This window comes from Neobacillus endophyticus, assembly GCF_013248975.1.
In the GTDB taxonomy this organism is placed as follows: Bacteria; Bacillota; Bacilli; order Bacillales; family Cytobacillaceae; genus Neobacillus; species Neobacillus endophyticus.
This window is the reverse complement of record NZ_JABRWH010000001.1, coordinates 4433396-4456552: the sequence shown is the minus strand read 5'-3', so window position 1 is coordinate 4456552 and position 23157 is coordinate 4433396. Positions and strand designations below refer to the sequence as shown.

Annotated in this window: 12 protein-coding genes; 8 read left to right on the top strand and 4 right to left on the bottom strand. The window is 41.3% G+C overall.

Annotated elements, in window-relative coordinates:
• Positions 1 to 49: 49 nt before the first annotated feature.
• Positions 50 to 1453 carry a threonine synthase gene (thrC, locus tag HPT25_RS21905; RefSeq protein WP_173069244.1) on the top strand — a complete coding sequence of 468 codons (1404 nt, stop codon included), beginning with the start codon at positions 50 to 52 and terminating at the stop codon, positions 1451 to 1453.
• Between the two features lie 176 nt (positions 1454 to 1629).
• Here the strand turns inward: thrC and gltC are convergent, their stop codons facing one another.
• Entirely contained in the window at positions 1630 to 2532 is a 903-nt protein-coding gene (gene gltC / locus HPT25_RS21900) for a glutamate biosynthesis transcriptional regulator GltC (protein ID WP_173069241.1), read from the bottom strand.
• 128 nt (positions 2533 to 2660) lie between these two features.
• Between gltC and gltB the strand changes: the two genes are divergently transcribed.
• The 5 genes from gltB (at position 2661) to HPT25_RS21875 (ending at position 19035) form a co-directional block, all read left to right on the top strand.
• Positions 2661 to 7208, top strand: a complete 4548-nt coding sequence (gene gltB, locus HPT25_RS21895) for a glutamate synthase large subunit (protein ID WP_173069238.1) — start codon at positions 2661 to 2663, stop codon at positions 7206 to 7208.
• Positions 7209 to 7224: 16 nt separating this feature from the next.
• Positions 7225 to 8691, top strand: a complete 1467-nt coding sequence (gene gltD / locus HPT25_RS21890) for a glutamate synthase small subunit (RefSeq protein ID WP_173069234.1) — start codon at positions 7225 to 7227, stop codon at positions 8689 to 8691.
• A 354-nt stretch (positions 8692 to 9045) separates the two neighbouring features.
• Positions 9046 to 17124 (top strand): glycoside hydrolase family 94 protein, encoded by an 8079-nt coding sequence (locus HPT25_RS21885; protein ID WP_173069231.1) that lies wholly within the window; start codon positions 9046 to 9048, stop codon positions 17122 to 17124.
• 216 nt (positions 17125 to 17340) lie between these two features.
• Complete coding sequence (locus HPT25_RS21880; RefSeq protein ID WP_173069228.1) at positions 17341 to 17517, top strand: DUF5995 family protein; 177 nt, start codon at positions 17341 to 17343, stop codon at positions 17515 to 17517.
• Positions 17518 to 17823: 306 nt separating this feature from the next.
• Entirely contained in the window at positions 17824 to 19035 is a 1212-nt protein-coding gene (locus HPT25_RS21875) for a cytochrome P450 family protein (protein ID WP_173069225.1), read from the top strand.
• A gap of 235 nt (positions 19036 to 19270) precedes the next feature.
• Here the strand turns inward: HPT25_RS21875 and HPT25_RS21870 are convergent, their stop codons facing one another.
• The 3 genes from HPT25_RS21870 to istA are packed head-to-tail and all read right to left on the bottom strand — an operon-like array spanning position 19271 to position 21780.
• The gene (locus HPT25_RS21870; RefSeq protein WP_173065358.1) at positions 19271 to 19474 is read right to left on the bottom strand and encodes a hypothetical protein; all 204 of its coding nucleotides are present in this window, start codon (positions 19472 to 19474) and stop codon (positions 19271 to 19273) included.
• A 3-nt stretch (positions 19475 to 19477) separates the two neighbouring features.
• On the bottom strand, positions 19478 to 20233 hold the full coding sequence (gene istB / locus HPT25_RS21865) for an IS21-like element helper ATPase IstB (protein ID WP_173065356.1): 756 nt from the start codon (positions 20231 to 20233) through the stop codon (positions 19478 to 19480).
• Positions 20227 to 21780: an IS21 family transposase gene (gene istA / locus HPT25_RS21860; RefSeq protein WP_173065353.1), complete on the bottom strand. Its 1554-nt coding sequence runs from the start codon at positions 21778 to 21780 to the stop codon at positions 20227 to 20229. The genes istB and istA overlap by 7 nt, the downstream gene beginning before the upstream one ends.
• A 604-nt stretch (positions 21781 to 22384) precedes the next feature.
• On the opposite strand from istA, the gene HPT25_RS29150 reads away from it, so the two are divergent.
• Together HPT25_RS29150 and HPT25_RS21850 are read left to right on the top strand one after the other, a co-directional pair.
• A complete protein-coding gene (locus HPT25_RS29150; protein ID WP_281368232.1) occupies positions 22385 to 22516 on the top strand; it encodes a hypothetical protein in 132 nt (43 codons plus the stop codon).
• A 155-nt stretch (positions 22517 to 22671) separates the two neighbouring features.
• On the top strand, positions 22672 to 22857 hold the full coding sequence (locus HPT25_RS21850; RefSeq protein ID WP_173069223.1) for a hypothetical protein: 186 nt from the start codon (positions 22672 to 22674) through the stop codon (positions 22855 to 22857).
• The last annotated feature ends 300 nt before the right edge of the window (positions 22858 to 23157 follow it).

Genomic DNA, 23157 nt, shown 5'->3' with positions numbered 1-23157 from the left:
ATGAACCTTCCGTTCATTTTAGTTAACGATTTGATTTGGAGGATACAGTATGAACTTTATTAGCACACGCGGGAACGTAGGGAAAATTGGTTTTATTGATACGGTCTTAATGGGGCTTGCAAATGATGGAGGATTATTAATTCCAGAAAAAATCCCGCAAATTTCTGAAGAAAAGCTTCAGTCCATGTCAAAGCTTTCTTATCAGGACTTAGCATTTGAAATTATATCTTCTTACGTGGATGGTGAAATTCCTGACCAAGAGTTAAAGGATTTAATCGAAAAAAGCTATGGAACCTTCCGGCATTCAGAGATCACGCCTGTTAAAAAGATCAGGGATAACATGTATGTGCTGGAGCTATTCCATGGCCCGACCTTTGCATTTAAAGATATTGCTCTGCAATTTCTAGGGAATCTATATTCGTACGTCTCCAAGAAGACAGGAGAGACGATTCATATTTTAGGAGCCACCTCAGGGGACACAGGTGCATCTGCCATTGAGGGCGTTAGAGGAAAAGAAGGCATTCGAATTTGTATCTTACATCCATTTGGAAAAGTTAGTCAGGTGCAAGAATTGCAAATGACAACGGTTCATGATGAAAATGTCCTAAATTTAGCGATAAAAGGTACGTTCGATGATGGTCAAAGAATGATAAAGGAATTGTTCGTCGATGTGGATTATAAAAACAAATATCACCTAAGGGCAATTAATTCCATTAACTTTGTGCGAATCCTCGCGCAAACTGTTTATTATTTCTATGCCTATTTTCAAGTAGCGAAAGAGACAGGGAAAAAACAGGTGAATTTCAGTGTGCCTACTGGAAATTTTGGTGATATCTTTGCTGGCTATCTTGCCAAAAAAATGGGTCTTCCGGTTGGAAAACTGATTGTGGCTACGAATGAAAATAATATTTTAGAAGGTTTTGTTCAAAAAGGGGTGTACAGGCCTGGTGAGTTCCGCAGCACTTACAGCCCATCGATGGATATTCAAGTAGCCAGCAATTTTGAACGTTATCTATACTACCTCCTAGATGAAAACCCAGCTGCAGTATCTGCGAAGATGGATCAATTCAAGTCAGAAGGCAAAATTGCCGTCAATGAGGAGCAGCTTTGTCAGGTGCAGGAGGACTTCGCTGCACATGGGGTGGCGGGAGATGAATGCTTGGAAACCATTAGTAAATACTATGATGAAACTGGCTATTTACTAGACCCGCATACTGCCTGTGGAGTGGCTGCCTATGAAACATCCAATGATCCAAAAGAGGTTTGTGTTACCCTTGCAACGGCACATCCTGCCAAATTTAATGAATCTATTGAACGTTGCGGCATTGAGCAAACATTTCCGCAGCAAATTAAAGAGTTATTTGAGAAACAGAAATATATGGAAGTGGTCGAGGCGGATAAGGCTAGTATTGTTGATAACTTAGAAAAGCTTTTCAGTTATTCCGTCAAATAAACACCATGCTTGAATTGCGATATAATTATTAAGAAGAAAAGGAATGCCTTGCCAGCATTCCTTTTTCATTGCTTAAAGATGTTTTTCCAGTAATAGGAATCTTGTGATCGAAGTTTTTCGGGACAAATTTTTTGCAGACTACTTTTGAAAATATACTTTTGTTCAATCAAGAGTAGTCATTTATATTGCTCCAACTTGTTGAAAAATTCGATAAGAAATTGGTAGAAATTCTTTTCCGATGGAGCAATTTCTCGATGTTTTGGGATAATGACACCAACTGTACGCATGACCTTTGGCAATTCTATTGGTACTTTGACGGTGAATCGCGGAATGGAGTCATTAAATGTACTCTCAGGCAACAGGCTGACACCGATTCCTGCGGAAACGAGGCCTTTTAAAGCATCCATATCCTCTCCCTCAGATGCAATGTTTGGTTCAAAGCCCGCTTGCTGGCATGCCTCCACAGCAATTTTTCGAAGAACATACCCATTTGGAAATAAGACGAATGGGTCGGTCCGCAAATCACTTAGAAATAAACTTTTTCTATCTGCCAGAGGGTGATGATTAGGCAGTAAGGCAACGATATTTTCCATAAATAAAATTTTTGCTACTAGATCTGGATCTTTCATCGGGACTGGGCCGAGAAAGGCCAAATCAATTTCACCGTTTTTTACCGAATCGATTAAGTAGGAATAGGAGCCTTGACGCAAATGAAAGTTCACATTTGGATGGGAATCCCTATATGCCGAAATTACAGTTGGAAGCCAGTAACGCGCGAGACTTGTCGGGTAGCCAATTTTAATGGTACCTGCATGTGGGTCAAGATATTCGTTTATTTTTTCCTGTGCTTCATCAATGGTTTTTAAGGCGTTTTTAACATATTGTAAAAAAATATTTCCGATCTGTGTAACCTTAATATTTCTTCCAACCCGCTCTAATAGCTTTACCCCCAACTCTTCTTCCAGCTTTGTAATCTGATAGCTAACGGCTGATTGGGCAACGTTCATATTTTCAGCAGCCTCTGTTACATGCTGCCGTTCAGCTACTTCTATAAAATAACGTAATTGACGCAGCTCCACATTTGCATCTCCTTTCATTCATACAAGAATTAGATTGATTTGATATAAATTATATATTGTTTGTATTAATAATTAAAATTAAAATAAATATGACAAAATTTCGACAAATCTAACAGGGGGAGATAACAATGACATATCATGCACTACCAAGAGCACAAGGTCTCTACCGTCCTGAATTTGAACATGATGCATGTGGAATCGGCTTATACGCACATATAAAAGGAAATGCAACTCATGAAATCGTAACGAAAGGATTAAACATGCTCTGCCAATTGGATCACCGCGGCGGACAGGGAAGTGATCCGCTTACTGGTGACGGCGCTGGGCTGATGGTTCAGATTCCGGATCGGTTTTTCCGTCAAGAATGTTCAACTATGAACTTGCCAGAAAAAGGGGAATACGGTGTGGGGATGCTGTTTTTCTCAAATGATGAGGCGGAACGGGGAGAAATTGAAACATATATCAATTCATTGGTCGAACAAGAAGGGAAAAAAGTGCTTGGCTGGAGAACGGTTCCTGTCAACGCAGAAAAAATTGGGGTTACAGCAAAACAAAGCTGTCCGTTTATTCGCCAATTGTTTGTTGCTGACAACGAAAATCGTACGGATTCATTAGGTTTTGAACGGAAATTGTATGTTATCCGAAAACAAGCTGAAAAATGGGCAAAGGAATCAGGATACCGTTTTTATTTTGCGAGCTTTTCTAGCAGGACTATTGTCTATAAAGGTCTGTTAACACCTGAACAAGTAGATCAGTTCTATCTGGATTTGCAGGATGAGAATTTTGTGTCTGCGTTTGCTTTAGTGCATTCCCGCTTTAGTACAAATACATTTCCGAGCTGGGAAAGGGCACATCCAAACCGTTATTTGATCCACAACGGTGAAATTAATACACTTCAAGGAAATATTCACTGGATGAAAGCACGTGAAAAACAATTTATATCAGATGCATTTGGAACAGACTTGGAAAAAATACTGCCAATCCTTGATACAGATGGCAGTGACTCCTCAATTTTAGATAATGCGCTGGAATTTTTGGTGCTTGCAGGCCGAAAACCGGCGCACGCCGCGATGATGCTTGTTCCTGAACCATGGTCTGGTAATCCTCATATGACAGAGGAAAAGAGGGCTTTTTATGAATATCATAGCACCTTAATGGAGCCTTGGGATGGCCCGTCTGCCATTTCATTTACCGATGGAAAACAAATTGGTGCCATTCTGGACAGAAATGGTTTGCGTCCGGCCCGTTATTATGTAACCGAAGATGATTATATTATTTTCTCGTCAGAGGTTGGCGTTATTGATGTAGAGCCGGAAAAAGTATTGTACAAAGAGCGTTTGCGTCCAGGAAAAATGCTCCTGATCGATTTAGAAGCAGGACGAATTATTTCCGATGAGGAAGTGAAATCCGAGCTTGCCGGAGACCAGCCTTATCAGCAATGGCTTGATGAACAGCTTGTCCGCTTGACGGATGATGTAGAGGCTGTGGGAGAGATTTCAGCTGATCTACTTTTCCGTCAAAAAGCCTTTGGATATACCTATGAAGATATTCAAAAATACATTATGCCTGTCGTTATGGAGGGTAAGGATCCGCTTGGTGCGATGGGCAACGACACGCCGCTTGCTGTGTTATCAGACCGGCCTCAATCTTTGTTCAACTATTTTAAGCAGTTGTTTGCACAAGTAACGAATCCGCCGATTGACTCCATTCGCGAAGAAATTGTTACTTCGACGATTTCCTATTTAGGATCGGAAGGGAATTTGCTTCATCCTTCAGAAGTAAATTGCCGACGGATTCAGCTGGAAACACCGATCATGACCAACGGCCAACTTGAAAAATTAAAAAAAGACCGTTCTTTTAAAAGCAAAGTCATTAACAGCCTTTTCTCTGATGATCTAGAATTAGGCCTAAATGAAATTTTCCGTCAAGCGGAAGATGCAATAGCAGAAGGTGCCAGTGTAATTATCCTGACGGACCGCCATATGAATGCAAAAGAAGCGGCCATTCCGTCCCTTTTGGCAGCGAGTGCCCTTCATCAGCATCTGATTCGTCAAGGGCTACGGACGAAAGCCAGTATTATTGTGGAAACCGGGGAAGTAAGAGAGGTCCATCATTTTGCCGTACTGCTCGGATATGGTGTGGATGCCATCAACCCTTATCTTGTGTTCGAGATTTATCAACAAGCATTTGAAGAAAATACTTTACCAGTCACCTATCAAGAAGCGGTTGAAAAATATGTATATGCCATGACCGAAGGTGTTGTGAAGGTTATGTCCAAAATGGGGATTTCTACGGTACAAAGTTATCGTGGTGCCCAAATTTTTGAGGCAGTTGGAATTGGCTCAGATGTGATAGACCATTATTTCACTGGAACAGTTTCCCAGTTAGGCGGGATTGGTTTAGATACAATTGCAAAAGAAGCTATGCTGCGACACGCATCAGCTTATACTGAAACGACTGACCAAACATTAGAATCGGGTAGTAACTTCCAGTGGAGACATGATGGCGAACATCATGCGTTCAACCCTGGCACCATTCATACTTTGCAATGGGCTTGCCGCAAAGGTGATTATGATTTATTTAAAAAGTATTCTCATTTAGCCAATGGAGAGAGAATCGGCTTTTTACGCAATCTATTCTCCTTTAATGGTACACGAACTGCTGTGCCGATTGACGAGGTTGAATCCGTTGATTCGATTGTACGCCGCTTTAAGACGGGGGCGATGTCATTTGGGTCCATCAGTCAAGAAGCCCATGAAACGTTAGCGATCGCTATGAACCGATTAGGTGGAAAAAGTAACAGTGGTGAAGGCGGAGAAGATGCCAGACGATTTGTATTAGATGATAATGGCGACAACAGAGGAAGTGCGATTAAACAAATTGCTTCCGGCCGCTTTGGTGTAAAAAGTTATTATCTTGTTAATGCCGAAGAGCTGCAAATTAAAATGGCTCAAGGCGCAAAGCCTGGTGAAGGCGGACAGTTGATGGGGAAAAAGGTTTATCCGTGGGTTGCCGACGTTCGCGGGGCAACACCTGGTGTCAGCTTGATTTCACCGCCCCCGCACCATGACATATACTCGATTGAGGACTTGGCCCAGCTGATTCATGACTTAAAAAATGCGAATCGCGATGCCCGAATCAGCGTCAAGCTTGTTTCCAAGGGCGGTGTTGGAACCATTGCAGCAGGTGTGGCCAAAGCTGTAGCCGATGTCATTGTGATCAGCGGTTACGATGGCGGGACAGGTGCCTCGCCGAAAACGAGTATTCAGCATGCCGGATTGCCTTGGGAGCTTGGTTTGGCAGAGGCACACCAAACACTTATGCTGAATGGCTTACGCGATCGGGTTGTGCTCGAAACAGACGGTAAATTAATGACAGGCCGTGATGTGGTCATGGCTGCCTTACTTGGTGCAGAAGAATTCGGTTTTGCCACCGCACCGCTTGTCGTCCTCGGCTGTGTCATGATGCGTGTTTGCCATTTGGATACATGTCCAGTCGGAATCGCGACGCAAAACCCTGAGCTTCGCAAAAAGTTCACAGGTGAAGCAGATCATATTGTCAACTTCATGAAGTTTATTGCACAAGAAGTACGTGAGCTGATGGCTGAGCTTGGTTTTAGAACGGTGGAAGAAATGGTCGGCCGCACTGATGTTTTAGAGGTGAGTGAACGAGCTAAAGCACACTGGAAGGCTAAGGATTTAGACTTAACAGCATTGCTTTATAAGCATGAAGGCGCCCGTACCTATAAACGACCGCAAAATCATCGAATCAACGAAACTCTTGATATTCAAAAAATCCTGCCGGCTGTTCAACCTGCGTTAGAACAAGGAACGCCTGTGAATGTTAGCTTCCCGATTTCAAACGTTAATCGCGTGGTTGGTACGATCGTCGGAAGTGAAGTGTCCAAACGTTACGGAGAAGATGGTCTTCCAAAGGATACGATTACTTTGAGGTTTAAGGGGTCTGCGGGGCAAAGCTTTGGGGCATTTGTACCAAAGGGTATGACGCTTGAACTTAACGGTGACGTGAACGATTATGTGGGGAAAGGCCTGTCTGGCGGAAAAATCATTGTCAGAGCAGATGAACAAACGAAGATTGCCGCTGCAGAAAATGTGATCGCCGGAAATGTTGCGTTCTATGGTGCTACAAGCGGTGAAGCGTATATTAATGGACGTGCGGGTGAACGTTTTGCGGTTCGAAACAGCGGTGTAAATGTGGTGGTTGAAGGAATTGGCGACCATGGCTGTGAGTATATGACAGGTGGCCGAGTCGTTATTTTAGGTGATGTGGGAAAAAACTTTGCGGCTGGAATGTCAGGCGGTATCGCCTATGTTCTAGCAGATAATCAAGATGAATTTAAGCAGTTATGCAATCAGGAATTGATTGAATTTGAATCAGTTTCCAGCCGAGATGATCTAGCCGAGCTGAAGGAGTTAATCGAAAATCATTTCAATTATACAGGAAGTGTAAAAGCAAAAATGATTCTCGATAACTGGGAGGTATATGCAGGAGTTTTTGTTAAAGTGATTCCAAGAGACTTTAAGCAAATGATCGAATTGATTCAGGAGCAAAAAAATGCAGGCTTAACAGAAGAAGAAGCGGTTATGAGTGCCTTTTTAGCCAATTCTTCAACAAAACTCAAACCATCTAGACAGAAGGAACCTGCAATCCGCTAAGAAAGGGGAAAGGAAAATGGGGAAACCAACAGGATTTATGGAATATGCTCGCGAAAAAGTCGGTGAAAGACAGCCTCGAACACGCCTAAACGACTGGAAAGAGTATACAGCTCCTTTCTCTGATGAAAAATTAAGCATACAGGGGGCGCGGTGCATGGATTGCGCCACTCCCTTCTGCCATATCGGAATGGAAATTCAAGGAGCAACATCAGGCTGTCCCATACACAACCTGATTCCAGAGTGGAATGATTTGGTCTACCGTGGCCGCTGGAAAGAGGCACTTGATCGGTTAATGAAAACAAATAATTTCCCTGAATTTACGGGAAGAGTTTGTCCTGCGCCTTGTGAAGGTTCATGTACGCTGGCGATTTCCGACCCAGCAGTAACCATCAAGAATATTGAGCAAGCGATCATTGATAAAGGGTTTGAAAATGGATGGATTAAACCAAGGATTCCTGCTGCACGGACCGATAAGAAAGTGGCTATAATCGGCTCTGGTCCTGCTGGATTGGCGGCTGCTGATCAGCTAAACCAAGCGGGTCATTCGGTTACCATTTTTGAACGTGCCGATCGGCCTGGCGGTTTGTTGATGTACGGAATTCCGAATATGAAACTCGAAAAAGAGGTAGTAGAACGTCGAATTCGTCTATTGGCACAGGAAGGAATCGACTTTGTCACCAATACAGAAATCGGTAAGGACATTACGGCTGTAGAACTTCAAGCACAGTTTGATGCAGTGATCCTATGTACAGGAGCGCAAAAGCAGCGCGATTTAGTAATGGAAGGCCGTGAAGCAAAAGGGATTCACATGGCAATGGATTATTTAACCTTAGCAACGAAAAGTCTTCTGGATTCCAATTTTGATGATGACCAATTTATCAATGCAGAAGGCAAAGACGTCATCGTCATTGGCGGCGGGGATACGGGTGCCGACTGTGTGGCAACGGCACTTCGTCAAAATTGCAATAGTGTCATTCAGTTCGGCAAGCACCCGCAATTACCGATAGAACGTAGTGCTGATAATATATGGCCAGCTTATCCGAACGTATTTACTGTGGATTATGCGTATAAGGAAGCTGAAGCCCAGTTCGGAGAAGATCCGCGTCAATATTCCATTCAAACGAAAAAAATCGTTTCCGATGAAAATGGGAACCTGAAAGAACTGCACACGATCCAAATGGAGAAACTGAGAGACGAAGAAGGCCGTTTTTATTTTAAAGAAATTCCTGGAACAGAAAAAGTATGGCCAGCCCAACTTGTATTTATTGCGATTGGCTTTGAGGGAACAGATCAACCACTGTTAAGCCAATTTGGTGTAAAAGCAGTAAACCAAAAAGTTGAAGCTGTATATGGTGATTTCAAAACCGATATTGAAGGAGTTTTCGCAGCAGGTGATGCCAGAAGAGGTCAAAGTCTTATCGTTTGGGCGATCAACGAAGGCCGCGAAGTCGCAGTGCAAGTAGACAAATTCCTAAAAGTGTAAAAATAACATCCATTCGGAGGGTTCAGGAAAAAATTAACAAAGCGGCAGCAGACATCATCAAATTAGATGATGTCTTTTTTAGTATGGTGAAAAAAATCACAAAACGAACGCCTGTTTGTGAGTGAAAGAAGGTGATGGATTCCGATTATTGGGATAAAACAAAACACACTCTACAATTGATCTAGTTGGTTTCCTGCAGTTCGCAGGGCCAACTTTTTTGTTTTAAAAATAAATTCAAAAATAGTTAATTTCCATCCAATTTTGCTGGGCGAACTCTGAAAATTTATCAAAAGTCTGTATGAAATTGATTAATCTTGGGAATATTCCCAAATGATAACGATAAAGGGGGAGCTTATGATTTTAAACAATGAAGAATTAAGAGCAAAGGCGCATGAGTTTGCCCTGACTTGTGAATTATCTCTCACCAACCAGTTAGCCAAACAATTTTGGCCAGGTTTTAAAAGGGATATGCTCCATCTTCACGAATTTGCGGAACAATTGCAAACCAACCATGCTGAGTGTAAACAACCAGCCGAAGATTGGCTTCTGGATCATATTAATTTCATAGAAACACAGGCACAAATTGTTTTCCGAGAATTCCCGAGAGCGCAGATGCAAAGACTGCCTAAATTGAAAGCTACCGGGATACCAAGAATATATGCTCTTTGCGATGATTATCTAGAGCACAGGGATGGGCACTTCGATGTACAATCATTTGAAACTTACATCATGTCCTTTCAGGAAGTTGCTGTTCTAAAGGATATAGAATGCTGGACGCTGCCTAATGCCATGCGTGTGATTATTATTCGCCGCTTGGCTAAAGTGATGAGCGATGTTAGAAAACGTCACGAGGTATGCCGTTCGGTTACGACATTAATAGAGCAAATTGGATCCAAAAATATGTCCGATTCTAAAATACGAGCTTTATTGGAACAAAAAACACGTCAGAAACCATTGGATCCAATTGAAATCGTCCAATTTATTCAACATTTGAGTGAATGGGAGCCAAATATTCGAATCGTTCACGATTGGCTGGCAGCCTATATCGGAAACAGTGAATCCAGCCTTGATGAGATGATTTCGTTTGAGCACCAACTACAGGCGGAGCTCCAAATCACTTGCGGAAGTCTGGTGCAAAGTTTGCACAGTATCGAACGCCTGCCATGGCGCAGGACTTTTGTGAAAATTTCCTATATCGAAAAATGCCTTCAGACTGATCCGAATAACGAGTATATGCGGATGGACATGGCAAGCCGGGATTTGCTTCGCGGCCGTGTCGCAAAATTGGCCCGTCAGTTAAATGTTCCGGAAACATTAGTCGCCGGAACAGCTGTAAAAATGGCCAGTTACCGACGAGCAGCTGATGACCAAACGAAGCTAGTTTCGCGAGAGTCATGTCTTTACTATTACTTGCTTGATCCTCATGGAATAACGGCATTAAGATCAGAGCTATGCCAAGCAGCCCAGCCAAGGAAGCTCCCGCATCTTGCCTTACGGCGGAAGCCATCGATTGTGTATTTTTTGAGCTTTTTCTTGCTGTTGATTGGCTTACTGTTACTGGGCGGCACATGGATCACATTTGGAGTAGAAGTTCGGCCTTTATCATGGCTTGCCATTTTTGCGGCTCTTTTGTTGCCCGTTAGTGAGTGGGGTTTTAGTATTCTCCATGAAGCCATTTGTAAATGTTGCAAACCGACACCTTTATTGAGATATGATTTTTCAAAAGAGCTGCCTGAAGATGCCCGTACGATCGTCGTTATGCCGGTTATTTGGTCAAGCGCGGAAGAGGTAGATGACGTTGTCAATCGACTTTTGGTTCACTACCTTGCAAATCGGCAAAAGAATATCCATTTTGGCATATTGGCTGATTTTAGTGATGCATCTTCTGAAACCCTTCCAAATGATGAAGAAATTATTACACATGCAATAGAACGCGTGAATGAATTATGTAAGAAGTATGGTAATGACAAATTTTTCTTGTTTCAAAGATCCCGTTTATACAATTCTGTGGATCAAATCTATATGGGATGGGAACGAAAGAGAGGCAAACTTGTTGAATTCGTTGATCTTCTTTCTGGGAAAGGTGATACCAGTTTTACAAACATCCTAGGAGAAACATCTATTCTGCCAAGTATTCGCTACGTATTTACCATTGACCATGATACCCAACTTCCTATTGGTGTCGTGAGCCGCCTAGCGGGAACCATTCATTTCCCATACAACCGCCCGCGACTGAATGACACTGAAACACGCGTAATTGAAGGATTCGGGGTGCTGCAGCCACGCATCAGTGCTAGTTTTGAATCCACGCAAAAATCGCGATTTGCTGCACTTTGGGCTGGAAATCCAGGAATAGATCCATATGCTTTTGCCGTTTCAAATGCCTATCAGGATTTATTAGGCCATGGTATTTTTGTTGGGAAAGGAATCTTTGATGTAGAGACCTTTCGGAAAACCCTAGCAAATCGCATTCCGAATCAATCTGTTCTGAGTCATGATTTACTTGAGGGTGGTTTTCTCCGGACAGGACTTGCTTCTGATATTGAAGTGGTCGAGTCACAGCCAAGCACATTTGTTGCTTCCGAGCAACGTTCCCATCGCTGGGTTCGCGGTGACTGGCAGCTTCTTAACTGGTTGGGGATGAACTGCAAAGATCGTTATGGTGATAGAAGAAGAGTAGACTTATGCATTTGGACTCGTTGGCAAATCATAGATAATTTACGGCGAAGTCTGCTAGCACCAGCCTATTTGATCGTGGCCATACTTGGGCTTTCAATTTTACCTGGGAGAAGTTGGGTATGGGAATCCATCATGTTAGCAACAATTTATTTCCCGTTTTTACGTACTCTTGCTTCAGCCATCATGAAGATGAGATTCAACCGTTCCATAGGTGTCAGCTGTTTACAATGTACGGTACAATTGCTGACACTGCCATTTCAGGCTGTACTTTGTTTAGATGCTATTTTACGAACACTTTACCGGATGTTTATCAGCAGGCGGAATCTGCTTGAGTGGGTTCCGTCTGCCCAAACGGAGCGCGCTGCCTCAAAAGGCCGTGTTTTCATGTTTGAGTCTGCCGGTTACATTGTTATACTCCTGTTTGCAGTCCTTGCATGGGTTTCAGGTCCGGCTATTAATCGGATGACAGGCATTGCTGTTCTTCTGATTTGGATGTTGGCACGTTTTGTTATTCAACATTTGAATCAGCCGCAAAAAGAGGATCAACGCCAATGGCTGAATGTTTCTCATAAGGAACTTAAGGAATTAGCGTTACAAATTTGGTCATTTTATGATCAATATGTAACAAAGGAGGAATCATGGCTTCCACCTGATAACGTTCAATACCATCCGCAAGAGATTATTGCCCATCGTACATCACCTACCAACATTGGTTTATACTTAGCATGTGTTGTCTCTGCGCGTGATCTTGAGTTCATTGATACAACAGTGATGTTAGATCGGATTGAAAGTTCACTAATGACACTTGCAAGGATGGAGAAGTGGAATGGACATTTATTAAATTGGTATGATACACAATCAGCTGAACCCCTATTTCCTAAATATGTTTCAACCGTTGATTCCGGTAACTTTGTTGCCTATTTGATGGTTGTACGTCAAGGCTTAGTTGAATGGGGGAAAAAGGAGCCTGAATTCCAGTCACGAATGGAGCCTATTTTGGAGGAGATCGACAAGCTGGTAGAAGAAACTAACTTTAACTCGCTTTATAATCCGGATGAAGGTTTGTTCTCATTGGGTTATCATATAGACACTAACCAAAAGGATTCCATTCTCTACGATTTGTTGGCCTCTGAAGCAAGGCAGGCTAGTTTTGTAGGGATCGCTCTCGGGCAAATTCCGGCATCACATTGGTTTTCTTTGGGACGGACGATGACTGTTTCAGGGAGACACAAGACTTTGTTATCATGGTCGGGTACCATGTTCGAATATTTAATGCCAGGTTTGCTTATGCGGACATATCGTAACACGATATGGGACTCTACTTATCGTGGAGTTGTCCGCAGTCAGCAAAAGTATGCAGCCGAGTGCCAAGTGCCTTTTGGAATATCAGAGAGCGGCTATTATGCTTTCGATTATCAGCTGAACTATCAGTATCGCGCTTTTGGTGTTCCAGGGCTGGCGCTTGATCGAGGTCTGGAACATAACCTGGTAGCAGCACCTTATGCAACCATTATGGCCCTCCCTTATGCAGGTGAAGCGGGTATTGCCGCCTTGAAAAAGTTTACAGACTTCCAAGCAAAAGGACAGTTTGGATATTATGAGGCGGTTGATTTCACTTCCCAAAGGCTGACGAAAGGCCGGCGGTATGAAGTCGTGCAAAGCTATATGGCCCACCATCAAGGGATGAGTATGCTGACTCTCTGCAATTTATTGACTGATGATCTATTAGTCGAACGATTCCATTCCAATCCATGTGTTCGGGCGGCCGATTTGCTTTTACAAGAGAGATTGCCTAGAAAAGCTGCCATGATTGAGGAGCCAATTGGCTCTCAAGCAAAGTTCACTTCTTTTGAAGAGCATTTTGATAATTTGGAACGGACATTTACGGAACCAACCATTGTCCCGGAAGTAAATGTACTTTCAAATGGCCGGATGACAAGCATAAACACAAACAATGGAACGGGCATGCTCACGTGGAATGGAATGGCTGTAAGCAGATGGCGAGAAGATCCTGTTGTTGATACGTCAGGGATGATGATTTATATTCATGAATTCCCTTCAGAAGAGACATGGAGCCTATCCGGGTTTTCTTACCAGTCCCATAAGGATACGAAAACAGTATTCCGCCTTGATAAATCCATTTATGAAGGGGGATACCGAGATATTACTTCTAAGCTGGAAATAACAGTTCCTCCTGATGTTGACGCGGAAATACGCCGTGTCCAGCTGGTGAATAACAGTACCGAAGAACGAGTGCTGGAAGTGACTACATTTCTGGAGTTGGCAATGGCAAGTCCATCTGCAGTGAATGCACATCCAGCATTTAACAAATTATTTATTGAAACGAGCCATGATGCTGCATCACAATGCTTATTGGCAAAAAGGCGCCCAAGAGATGAAGACGAGCATGAATCATGGGCCGTTCATACGATATACGTTGATAACCATCAAACAGATGATTATGAATTCGAAACAGATCGTGCCCAATTTATTGGGCGAGGGTTTTCGCTTAAGGAACCGAATGCCATATTTTCTCGTCTAAGCGGACATGTTGGTTCTGTGGTGGATCCAGCATTTGTGATGAGACGAAGAATACATTTAGCACCGCGGGAAACGGCCACCTTCTATATTGTCACAGGTGTTGCTGAAAACCGTGAAAAGGCCTTGAACATTGTACAACAGTTATGTGAGCCGAAGCAGGCAGATCGCTCTTTCCATTTGGCTTTAGTTCGTTCACAGATTGACCTAAGGCATCTGCACTTAACACCGGAACAGGCGTCGGCCGCTCTTTTAATGGCAGGAAGGCTCCTTTTCACCCCGCCGCTTTCTTCATTAAGGCAGGAGGCAATTGTACAAAATACTCTGGGTCAATCTGCCCTATGGTCACATGGGATAAGCGGCGACGTTCCGATCGCCGTTGCCGTTATTCGTTATTTAGCTGATTTGCCATTCGTGAGTTTATTAGCTCGACAGCATCAGTATCTGTGTAAGCTAGGATTGGAAATAGACTTGGTCATACTAGATGATACGGTTGGCGGTTATCAAGACCAACTCATGAATCGTTTAAGGGATTCCCTGGCGTCACGTGGTATATGGGAAATGAAACGAATCATTGGTTTAAAATCGTCACAGCTAGATGAGAACGTTCGTACACTTCTTAAAGCAGTGGGACGAGTTTGGTTGAAAGCGGGAGGTCCAAGCTTGAGGGCCCAATTGCGCTTGGACGAAATTCCAGTAAATCCGGCAAGGCTCGATTATGCTGCATCCCATAAAAAGATACGAAAACAAAAAGCTCTCACGTCGGAACCTGTGGGAGAATTTTCGAATGGTTGGGGTGGCTTCGTCGAAGATGGCCAAGCATATCAGATTTACGTTCAAAATGGATCCTATCTGCCTCGACCTTGGAGCAATATCCTTGCGAATCCACGATTCGGTTGTTTAATCACCGATTTTGGCACCGGTTATAGCTGGTGGCACAACTCACGTGAGTGTAAGCTAACTCCTTGGACGAATGATCCGGTCCTTGATGAACCAGGTGAGTGCCTCTACCTGCGTGATTTGAGTAATGGTCATGTCTGGTCAGCTACTCCAAAACCGGCAGGCGATGAATGGACGTATAAAGTTACTCATGGTAAAGGATTCAGTCGTTTTGAACAACTTGATGGAGAGATTGCCCATACCATGGAAACGGTCGTACCATTGGATGATACTTTAAAATTGATCCAATTGAAGCTAAGTAATAAAAGTAGTGTACCAAAGCAAATTTCTCTTACTTATTACGCTGAATGGGTAATGGGAGTTACACGTGAAGCACAAGCTCCTTACATTGTCACAGAGTGGGACCAAGATTATGAAGTATTGCTGGCCAGGAATGCCTTTCAGGAAACTTTTCGTGATGCGATCAGCTTTCTGCATATTCTTGCACCTGGAAATTCAGCGGATCAGTCGTTTTCCTGGACGGGAGACCGTGAGGAGTTTATCGGACAAGGGGGATCATTGGCGTATCCTCGAGCTCTAATGGAGAATAATTTGTCAAAACGGACAGGTGCATTTTCCAATACTTGCGGGGCCCTTCAAACTGAAGTGGAAATACCACCGGAAAATGAAGTGACGATCACGATTTTACTTGGGTGTGCAGCTTCCAAAGACGAGGTTGTTTCATTAATTGGGAAATATGGTTTGCCATCCTCCTTCCAGGATACGCTGACAAGTGTAGAAAATTATTGGCAGAATCTCCTTGGTCAGGTTCAGATCAAAACACCGGATCGGTCAATGGATCTGATGATGAACGGATGGCTTCTATATCAAACACTTGCTTGCCGTTTACGGGCTCGAACCGCTTTTTATCAAGCTGGAGGAGCATTTGGATTCCGTGATCAGCTCCAGGACTCCCTTGCGTTTTTACATGCAGACCCTTCGATCACCAGGAAGCAAATACTTATAAACGCTGGACATCAATATAAGGAAGGGGATGTCCAACATTGGTGGCATGAAGAAACACACAAAGGAATTCGTACAAAATTTTCAGATGATCTACTTTGGCTTCCCTATACAGTATCCCGATATTTGGAACAAACAGGTGATGTTGAAATTCTAGACGAGATGGTTCCATTTTTGAAAAGCGAAGTACTAAAAGAGGAAGAATTGGAGCGTTATGAAGATACCGTCGTGTCTGACGAGAAAGGCACACTTTTAGAACATTGCCTTCGAGGTATACGCCATTCATTGAAATTTGGAGAACACGGAATCCCGCTGATGGGAATTGGCGACTGGAACGACGGGATGAGCCGGATCGGTGCAAAAGGACGCGGCGAGAGTGTATGGTTGGGATGGTTCCTCTTGGATATTCTTAAGCGGTTTACAGGGTTAAGAGAAGGGATTGTTCCTCCTGAAGTAGTGGAAGAGTTTAGTAAAACGGCGCAGAAATTAGAGCAGAATCTTAATCATTATGCCTGGGACGGCTCCTGGTTTCGCCGAGCCTTCACGGATTCCGGTGAGTGGATTGGGACGAATAAGCATAGTGAATGCCGAATTGATGCGATTGCCCAATCGTGGGCTGTCATCTCGGAAGGAACATCAGCCGACCGGGAGTCGCGGGCTATGGCCTCATTTGACCGTGAACTAGTCGACCGAAATTTAAACCTGGCAAAGTTATTAACAAAACCATTCAATGAAACAAGACCGAGCCCCGGGTACATCCAAGGGTATCCACCTGGAATTCGGGAGAATGGCGGGCAATATACACACGGAGTGATATGGGGAATCGTTGCTTGGGCAATGTTAGACCGTCGTGACAAAGCTTTTGAGTTATTTTCCATGCTAAATCCTATCACACATACACTCACATTCCGTGACGTGAAAATATATGAAAACGAACCATACGTGATGTCAGCCGATATCTATACAGCACATCCATATCAAGGACGTGGCGGGTGGTCGTGGTATACAGGAGCTGCCGGCTGGATGTACCAGGCTGGGTTGGAGTATATACTCGGAGTCAAGCTTCAAGGAGATCAACTTTCTATTCGACCATGTGTCCCGTCTGATTGGAATACGTTCAGCATCGACTATAGATATGGTAAAACAATATATTCCATTCAAGTCTACTGTCAACAGGATCACGAGGTTCCAGTTAAATGGATTGTTGATGGAAAGGCCGCCGGTGATGAAGCTCACCTGAAACTTGTAGATGACGGCCATAATCATCAAGTAGAAGTTTATCTTGGTTTGCAGCGTTCCAGCACTGCTGGATAAATGGTAGTAATGGACCGTGTTTTGAATGTTTCTTTTTAATAAAAATGAATAGCTGTAGAATTAAGACGACTTATATATTCCAATAAAAGGAATGTTAAGTCGTCTTTTTTAATAAATGATATAAAGCTTCATGTTGTTGCAGGAATATCAATTAGGAGGGAAATTTGGAAGTTGCAGTCGGTTTGCTAAATATTTTTCGAAGATAGGGGAATGGGAATGAATCGACTGATCGACAGGATAAGAAATGCGAAAACGATAGATGAGGTTATTTGGCAATTGGACGAAATTATTTCATTGAGCAAACAAAGTAAAAGTAAAATTGGCTATTTTGCTTCTTTGTACCGAATGGTAACAGTGAATCAACGAATATTGAACGAAATCTGGAACTTTTGAATCGTAATAAATTTAAAACAAAACGTGAAGGTGGTATTACTTTGCATTAGTGGAAGAAAAAAACATCCATGCACTTGTCAGGAGAATTGATCGCGCTTTTTCTTCATGAAATAAATCCTAAGTTTGAAGAAGTTGATCATAAGGTAGAGTTTATCGTATCAAAATCATTGAATATTTGGTAAAATGTGGTTGGTTATAAAAAGTGATTAGATACAATGAATTGTTTTTCTAGTTATTAGGGAATCCCAAAAGTATTTGTCTATAGGTAAGGTGCTTTTTTGGAATTATTAAAAAGGAGAGAGAAGCATGGAAAAAATGGCGTTTGATTTGTATTCATCAGAGTATCAGAATAATCCTTACCCGACATTAGCGTATTACAGAGACCATGATCCAGTACATCCATTTATAATCTCCAGGGGTGAATATCAGAGACAAGCCTGGTTAATTACTCGTTATCAGGATGTAATTACTTTATTAAAAGACGAAAAAGTGACAAAAGATGTTATGAACATATTAAATACTGAGGGAAAACAAACTCAAGAGCAGAAGGAAGAATTAGAATTACTTGTAAATAACATGTTATTTAACGATCCACCTGACCATACTCGTTTACGGGCTTTAGTTCATAAAGTGTTTACTCCAAAAATGATCGGTGGGCTCAAAAATAGAATTGAACAAATCTCTAACGAACTCATTGAAGGAATGAAAAACAAAACAGAAGTTGAACTTATGGAGGATTACGCTATACCTCTTCCTGTTACTGTTATTTCTGAAATGATGGGGATAGCGAAAGAGGATCGCCATCAATTCCGAGTATGGTCAAATGCAATTACTACCGTATCGAATGGAGACAATGCTTCTAAATTTCAGGAAACGATTAAAGAATTTATTCAATACCTAGAAAAAATCATTGAGAAAAGAAAAAAGAATCCAAGTGATGACATCATTAGCGGTTTAGTGATTGCCGAAGAGAATGGCGATATGCTTTCCCATAAAGAGCTGTTATCTACGTTATTTTTATTAATTATCGCAGGGCATGAAACAACCGTGAACTTAATTGGGAATGGAATGCTGGCGCTTTTGCAACATCGTGATCAATTTGAAAAGTTGAAAAAACATCCAGAATTTATGAAAACGGCTATAGAAGAGTTTCTCCGCTTTACCAATCCAGTTGAATTTGCCACTTCTCGTTACGCTGTAAAAGATTTTACTTTTAGAGATAACGAAATAAAAAAAGGAGATTTTTTATTTCTAGGCTTAGCAGCTGCAAACCGTGATCCAGATCAATTTGTAAATCCTAATGAGCTTGATATCACAAGACATCCAAATCAACACCTTGCCTTCGGAAATGGGATCCATTTTTGTTTAGGGGCACCTCTTGCACGCTTAGAAGGACAAATAGCTTTTCAACACCTAATTCAAAATTTCCCCAACATTTCACTTCGCTCAGATGTTGAAATTGAATGGAGACATTCTGAAATATTTAGAGGATTGAAGTCGTTACCAATTATATTGTAATAGCATTAATACTTACGTACCTATTATTTTTGAAAATAAATAGATAATTAAAACCCCTAGTTTAGGAGTAAATGATATGGTGATTACGGCCATAGGAATTTACCACCTCTGCCATCTTTTGTACCACTCTTTGACAAAGAATTTACCAGGCTTCGCCATTTCCTTTACCAATAAAAAGCTTCTCTTATTACATTGTGTATCTAGAGAAGCTTTTTTATGGTTTTAGTTCACAATGTTAACCCTTGAAGAACTCCATTATGATTTTCCTTGCTCCTTCATGGATATCTTGCTCAGTCCATTCATATGGAAATGGCTCTTCTCCATAAACTTTCAGAAGCTTTTCCACCAATTTGCTTGGGAAAGGGTTCCACTCTTTATGGCCGACCAAATAATAGTATTCTTCCATTTTGTTTAAATCTTTTTGTGTTAAAATAGCCATTTCTTAGACATTTCTTCCTAATCCATGACGTTCTCGCATGGAGATTTCACCGTCTAATAAGAATTGATAAGAATCATGGATAATACGGTCTAGAATGGCTTCCGCAATGGTGCCATTTCCTAATTTCATGTGCCATCCACTAGGATCAATTTGTGAACAGTAAATGGTGGAGGAGGATTTGTGCCGGGTTTCGGTGATCTCCAACAGGATATTTGCTTCATCCTTTGATAGTTCCGTAAGCAACCATTCATCAAGAATGAGCACATCTGTTTTTGTATATTTCTTGATCAACTTACGATAGCTGCCATCGGCAGCCAATTTTGCCAGAGACAATTCATCCAGTAATTCAGGTAATCGAATATACTTTACATTATAAAATTGACGACATGCCGATACACCAAAAGCACAAGCCATAAAGGTTTTCCCTGATCCAGTAGGTCCTTTCAATATGATATTATGATGGTCTTGGATATAAAGGCCACTGGCTAACTTCAAAATGAGTTCCTTTTTCAATTTGCGGTCCTCAAAATACTCAATATCTTCAATACATGCTTTTGAGTCCGAAAATGTGGCATTTTTAATTAATCGATTCAAATTATTGCTTTTGCGACGAGAATACTCTAAATCAATTAGCAGAGAGAAACGATCTTCGAAACTCATGGACTTGTATTCTTTATTTAGAGACTGCTCCTTGTAAGCTTCAGCCATCCCGATTAATTTCATTTCTTGTAGTTTGGATAACATTTGATCATTTAACATTTATCTTTTCCTCCATAATAAGAAGCCCCACGGGTGAAGCCATAGTTGGTGTCGGTTATTTCTGTGTTTTGCTTCAATTCTTGTTCTGCATCCTTTTTCTTGTTGTTTTTCAATATCGTCTGAATGCTTTTGACCGTCGGTCTTCTTGTCATGGAGAGCACCATTTTACATGCAAGTTCTATTTCATATTTGGTATAACGATGCTCCATTTTCTTTAAAGAAAAGATTGATTGTAATGCTTGTTTTTCAGATTGATAGGTATCTAAAAGAGATTGCACAACGCACAATGTTGAAGAACCAATGCTTTCTGCCCATTCAATCGCCACTTCAGGGGTTTGGTCCAAGAATAATTTATGATTGTCTGGCATATGTTCCCGGACAGTTGATATCTGCCCGAATCTCCCATATAATCTTTTATGTGAAGTCAACCACATATGATTGAAGTAGACGACTACCATATCACTTGAAAGCTTCACATCCACTTGCCGATTGATGTATTCGTATGGAACTGAATAAAACATGCTTTCAACGGATATGTGGTAATCCGGTCGCACTTTTGCCGTCCTCCACTCTGATATCTTATAGGGCATGTCCGGAAGAGGGGAAAGCGCATATTTCTCCTCTTCTTCAAATGCGGAATAACGGTTTCCTTTCTTTCGGGTAAAAGGACGATGATTGAATTCATCTAATTTCTTTCTTACTTCTTCATTCAACTCTTCAATACTAAAACAGTGGGTATTCCTTAATGCAGCTATGATCCATGTCGAAATATTCCCGACAGAGCCCTCGACACTTGGTTTATCTTTAGGGCTGCGTACACGTGCTGGCATGACGATTGTATTGTAATGATTGGCCATTTCCTTGTAGGTTGGATTCAATACAAGTTCCCTTGAAGTATGTTTTGTCACGCCCGTCTTCAGATTATCCGATACAACTATTTGGGTAGAACCACCGAAGTATTCATACGCTCGAATATGTGCTCCAATCCAGGCATGTAAATCCATTGAAAGGGTTGCTTCCGCATAGGAAAGTTGGCTGCACGGCAATGTCGCCACAAACACATATGCTTTCACCTTTTCCCCCGTATCCCTATCAATGATAAAGGCTGTGGATCCTGCCCAATCCACCTCTAAAATTTCCCCCGGTTTTCTCCAGATACGCATGGTAGCTTTGTATTTTTGCGCATAATTGCTATAATAGCGACTGAAACTTCGATATGAATAAGGAATTTTGTTATTCGCCCGGCTTGCCACTTCGTATTCATAGTGCAATAGGGAAAGGGTAACGTTTGGTTTGGCCAACTCTCTATGAATATATTCAAAGTCGATAGGTTGCCTTCCAGAAGCCTCAAATGACTTCTCAGGAAAAAGAAATTCCTCAATCCATTTATCATTCATTTCCTCGTCAAACGGACAAGTCAATCCCTTCTTCTTAGCCAATTCAATGACCTCTGTTACTTTCTGCCGAGAGTTGCCAGTACTAGAAGAAATCCCTCTAAGACTGATTCCCTCATCATGTAATTCCAGTATCTTACGATATTGGATCATAAAAAAACCTCCCATATAAAGTGTCATATCGCAAGATATGCTCACTAATTATACAGAAAGTAGTTACTGGTAAATAACTTGCCGATTAGTGGTAAATTCTTTGGCATTCCTTGGTACAAACAATGGCAATAGTGGTACATTTCAGTGGCAGTAATCAATATGGAACATATTTGACTAATTAAGGTTAAAGAAAGTGTTTAATCCGAAAATTGCAGTATTTCTATGTGCTTTGGGGATTGCTGATTTTATAATTTACGGTGCGACATTCATCCAAATAGCCTCTTTTTCTTCTATCGTTGTAAGCTCAGTTTATTTAATAAGGAAACAAAAAAAGAAGAATTTATACTACTTAAAATTCCCGACAACTAAACAATAACAGCAAAATATTATTAAAATATATGAATCTTTATGAAGAAAGACATGCTTTTTCTTTTAACAAGAACAAAATTGTAAGGAAATCACTTAAACAATCTTCAATAAGATCTTTCAAAATTCGGAGCATTTCTATAAAAAGGAGAAGTGCTCTTTTTTGTACAAAGGAAAAGTTCAATTAGTTAAATAGGGGATAACTATATAAGTTTAGATTAAAGGAGGTAATTACAAAATGAATTTAAATGAATATAAAAAATATGCATCCGAACAAGAGGATTGGGCACAAGGCTGGGAAGCGATCGTTAATGTTTTTGAGAAATTGTATCCTAAGCAAAACCCGGTGATGTACCTCCTGCCAATTTGACAAACAGTGAATGCTCCTTTTAGAATAAACGAGAAATATTACACTTCATGATGCTGAAAAATAGGAAGTTCATATATTTACAGAAGATTTGAAATATATTTAGCTTTATTCATCCTGTATTCGGCTGAACCCTAATAAGAAACGGAGTGCTAGTTATGAAGTTAAATGAATTGATTGGTAAGGAAGTTCGTATAAAGTTTTATGCGGAAACAAATGATGTGGTAGGAACGCTTAGTGATATTGATACAGAAACGAATGTTGTCCATATTCACGTTAATTTTAACAGAACAGATTTATTAGTGCCTTTGTATTCTGTTAAAACAATTTCAGAGGAATTTTAACATCCAAAGTTTATCAGGATTCTTTTATGTTAAGATGTGAAATTATATAAGGATGTCTTATCCAAATAGTTGGATTCAAACAGGCATGGAAACTGGAGAAGACTATAAATAAATGATTTACTCTAATGATTATGAATACGGTTGTTAAAAACCTTATCCATGGAAGGGCGCAATTCTGAAGCAGGATTGTGCTCTTTTTTAAGTTATATATACCCTAAAATGAGAAAGCCAGTAAAGTTGATATCAATTAGAATATTATGATTAGAAGTTGATTTCCAAAGTTTAAAGAATGTTACTAAG

What these genes read in the sequence shown, in the direction of transcription:
- thrC (WP_173069244.1), top strand. Translation starts at nt 50, where the DNA reads ATGAACTTTATTAGCACACGCGGGAACGTAGGGAAAATTGGTTTTATT.
- gltB (WP_173069238.1), top strand. Translation starts at nt 2,661, where the DNA reads ATGACATATCATGCACTACCAAGAGCACAAGGTCTCTACCGTCCTGAA.
- gltD (WP_173069234.1), top strand. Translation starts at nt 7,225, where the DNA reads ATGGGGAAACCAACAGGATTTATGGAATATGCTCGCGAAAAAGTCGGT.
- HPT25_RS21885 (WP_173069231.1), top strand. Translation starts at nt 9,046, where the DNA reads ATGATTTTAAACAATGAAGAATTAAGAGCAAAGGCGCATGAGTTTGCC.
- HPT25_RS21880 (WP_173069228.1), top strand. Translation starts at nt 17,341, where the DNA reads ATGAATCGACTGATCGACAGGATAAGAAATGCGAAAACGATAGATGAG.
- HPT25_RS21875 (WP_173069225.1), top strand. Translation starts at nt 17,824, where the DNA reads ATGGAAAAAATGGCGTTTGATTTGTATTCATCAGAGTATCAGAATAAT.
- HPT25_RS21870 (WP_173065358.1), bottom strand. Translation starts at nt 19,474, where the DNA reads ATGGCTATTTTAACACAAAAAGATTTAAACAAAATGGAAGAATACTAT.
- istB (WP_173065356.1), bottom strand. Translation starts at nt 20,233, where the DNA reads ATGTTAAATGATCAAATGTTATCCAAACTACAAGAAATGAAATTAATC.
- istA (WP_173065353.1), bottom strand. Translation starts at nt 21,780, where the DNA reads ATGATCCAATATCGTAAGATACTGGAATTACATGATGAGGGAATCAGT.
- HPT25_RS29150 (WP_281368232.1), top strand. Translation starts at nt 22,385, where the DNA reads ATGAATTTAAATGAATATAAAAAATATGCATCCGAACAAGAGGATTGG.
- HPT25_RS21850 (WP_173069223.1), top strand. Translation starts at nt 22,672, where the DNA reads ATGAAGTTAAATGAATTGATTGGTAAGGAAGTTCGTATAAAGTTTTAT.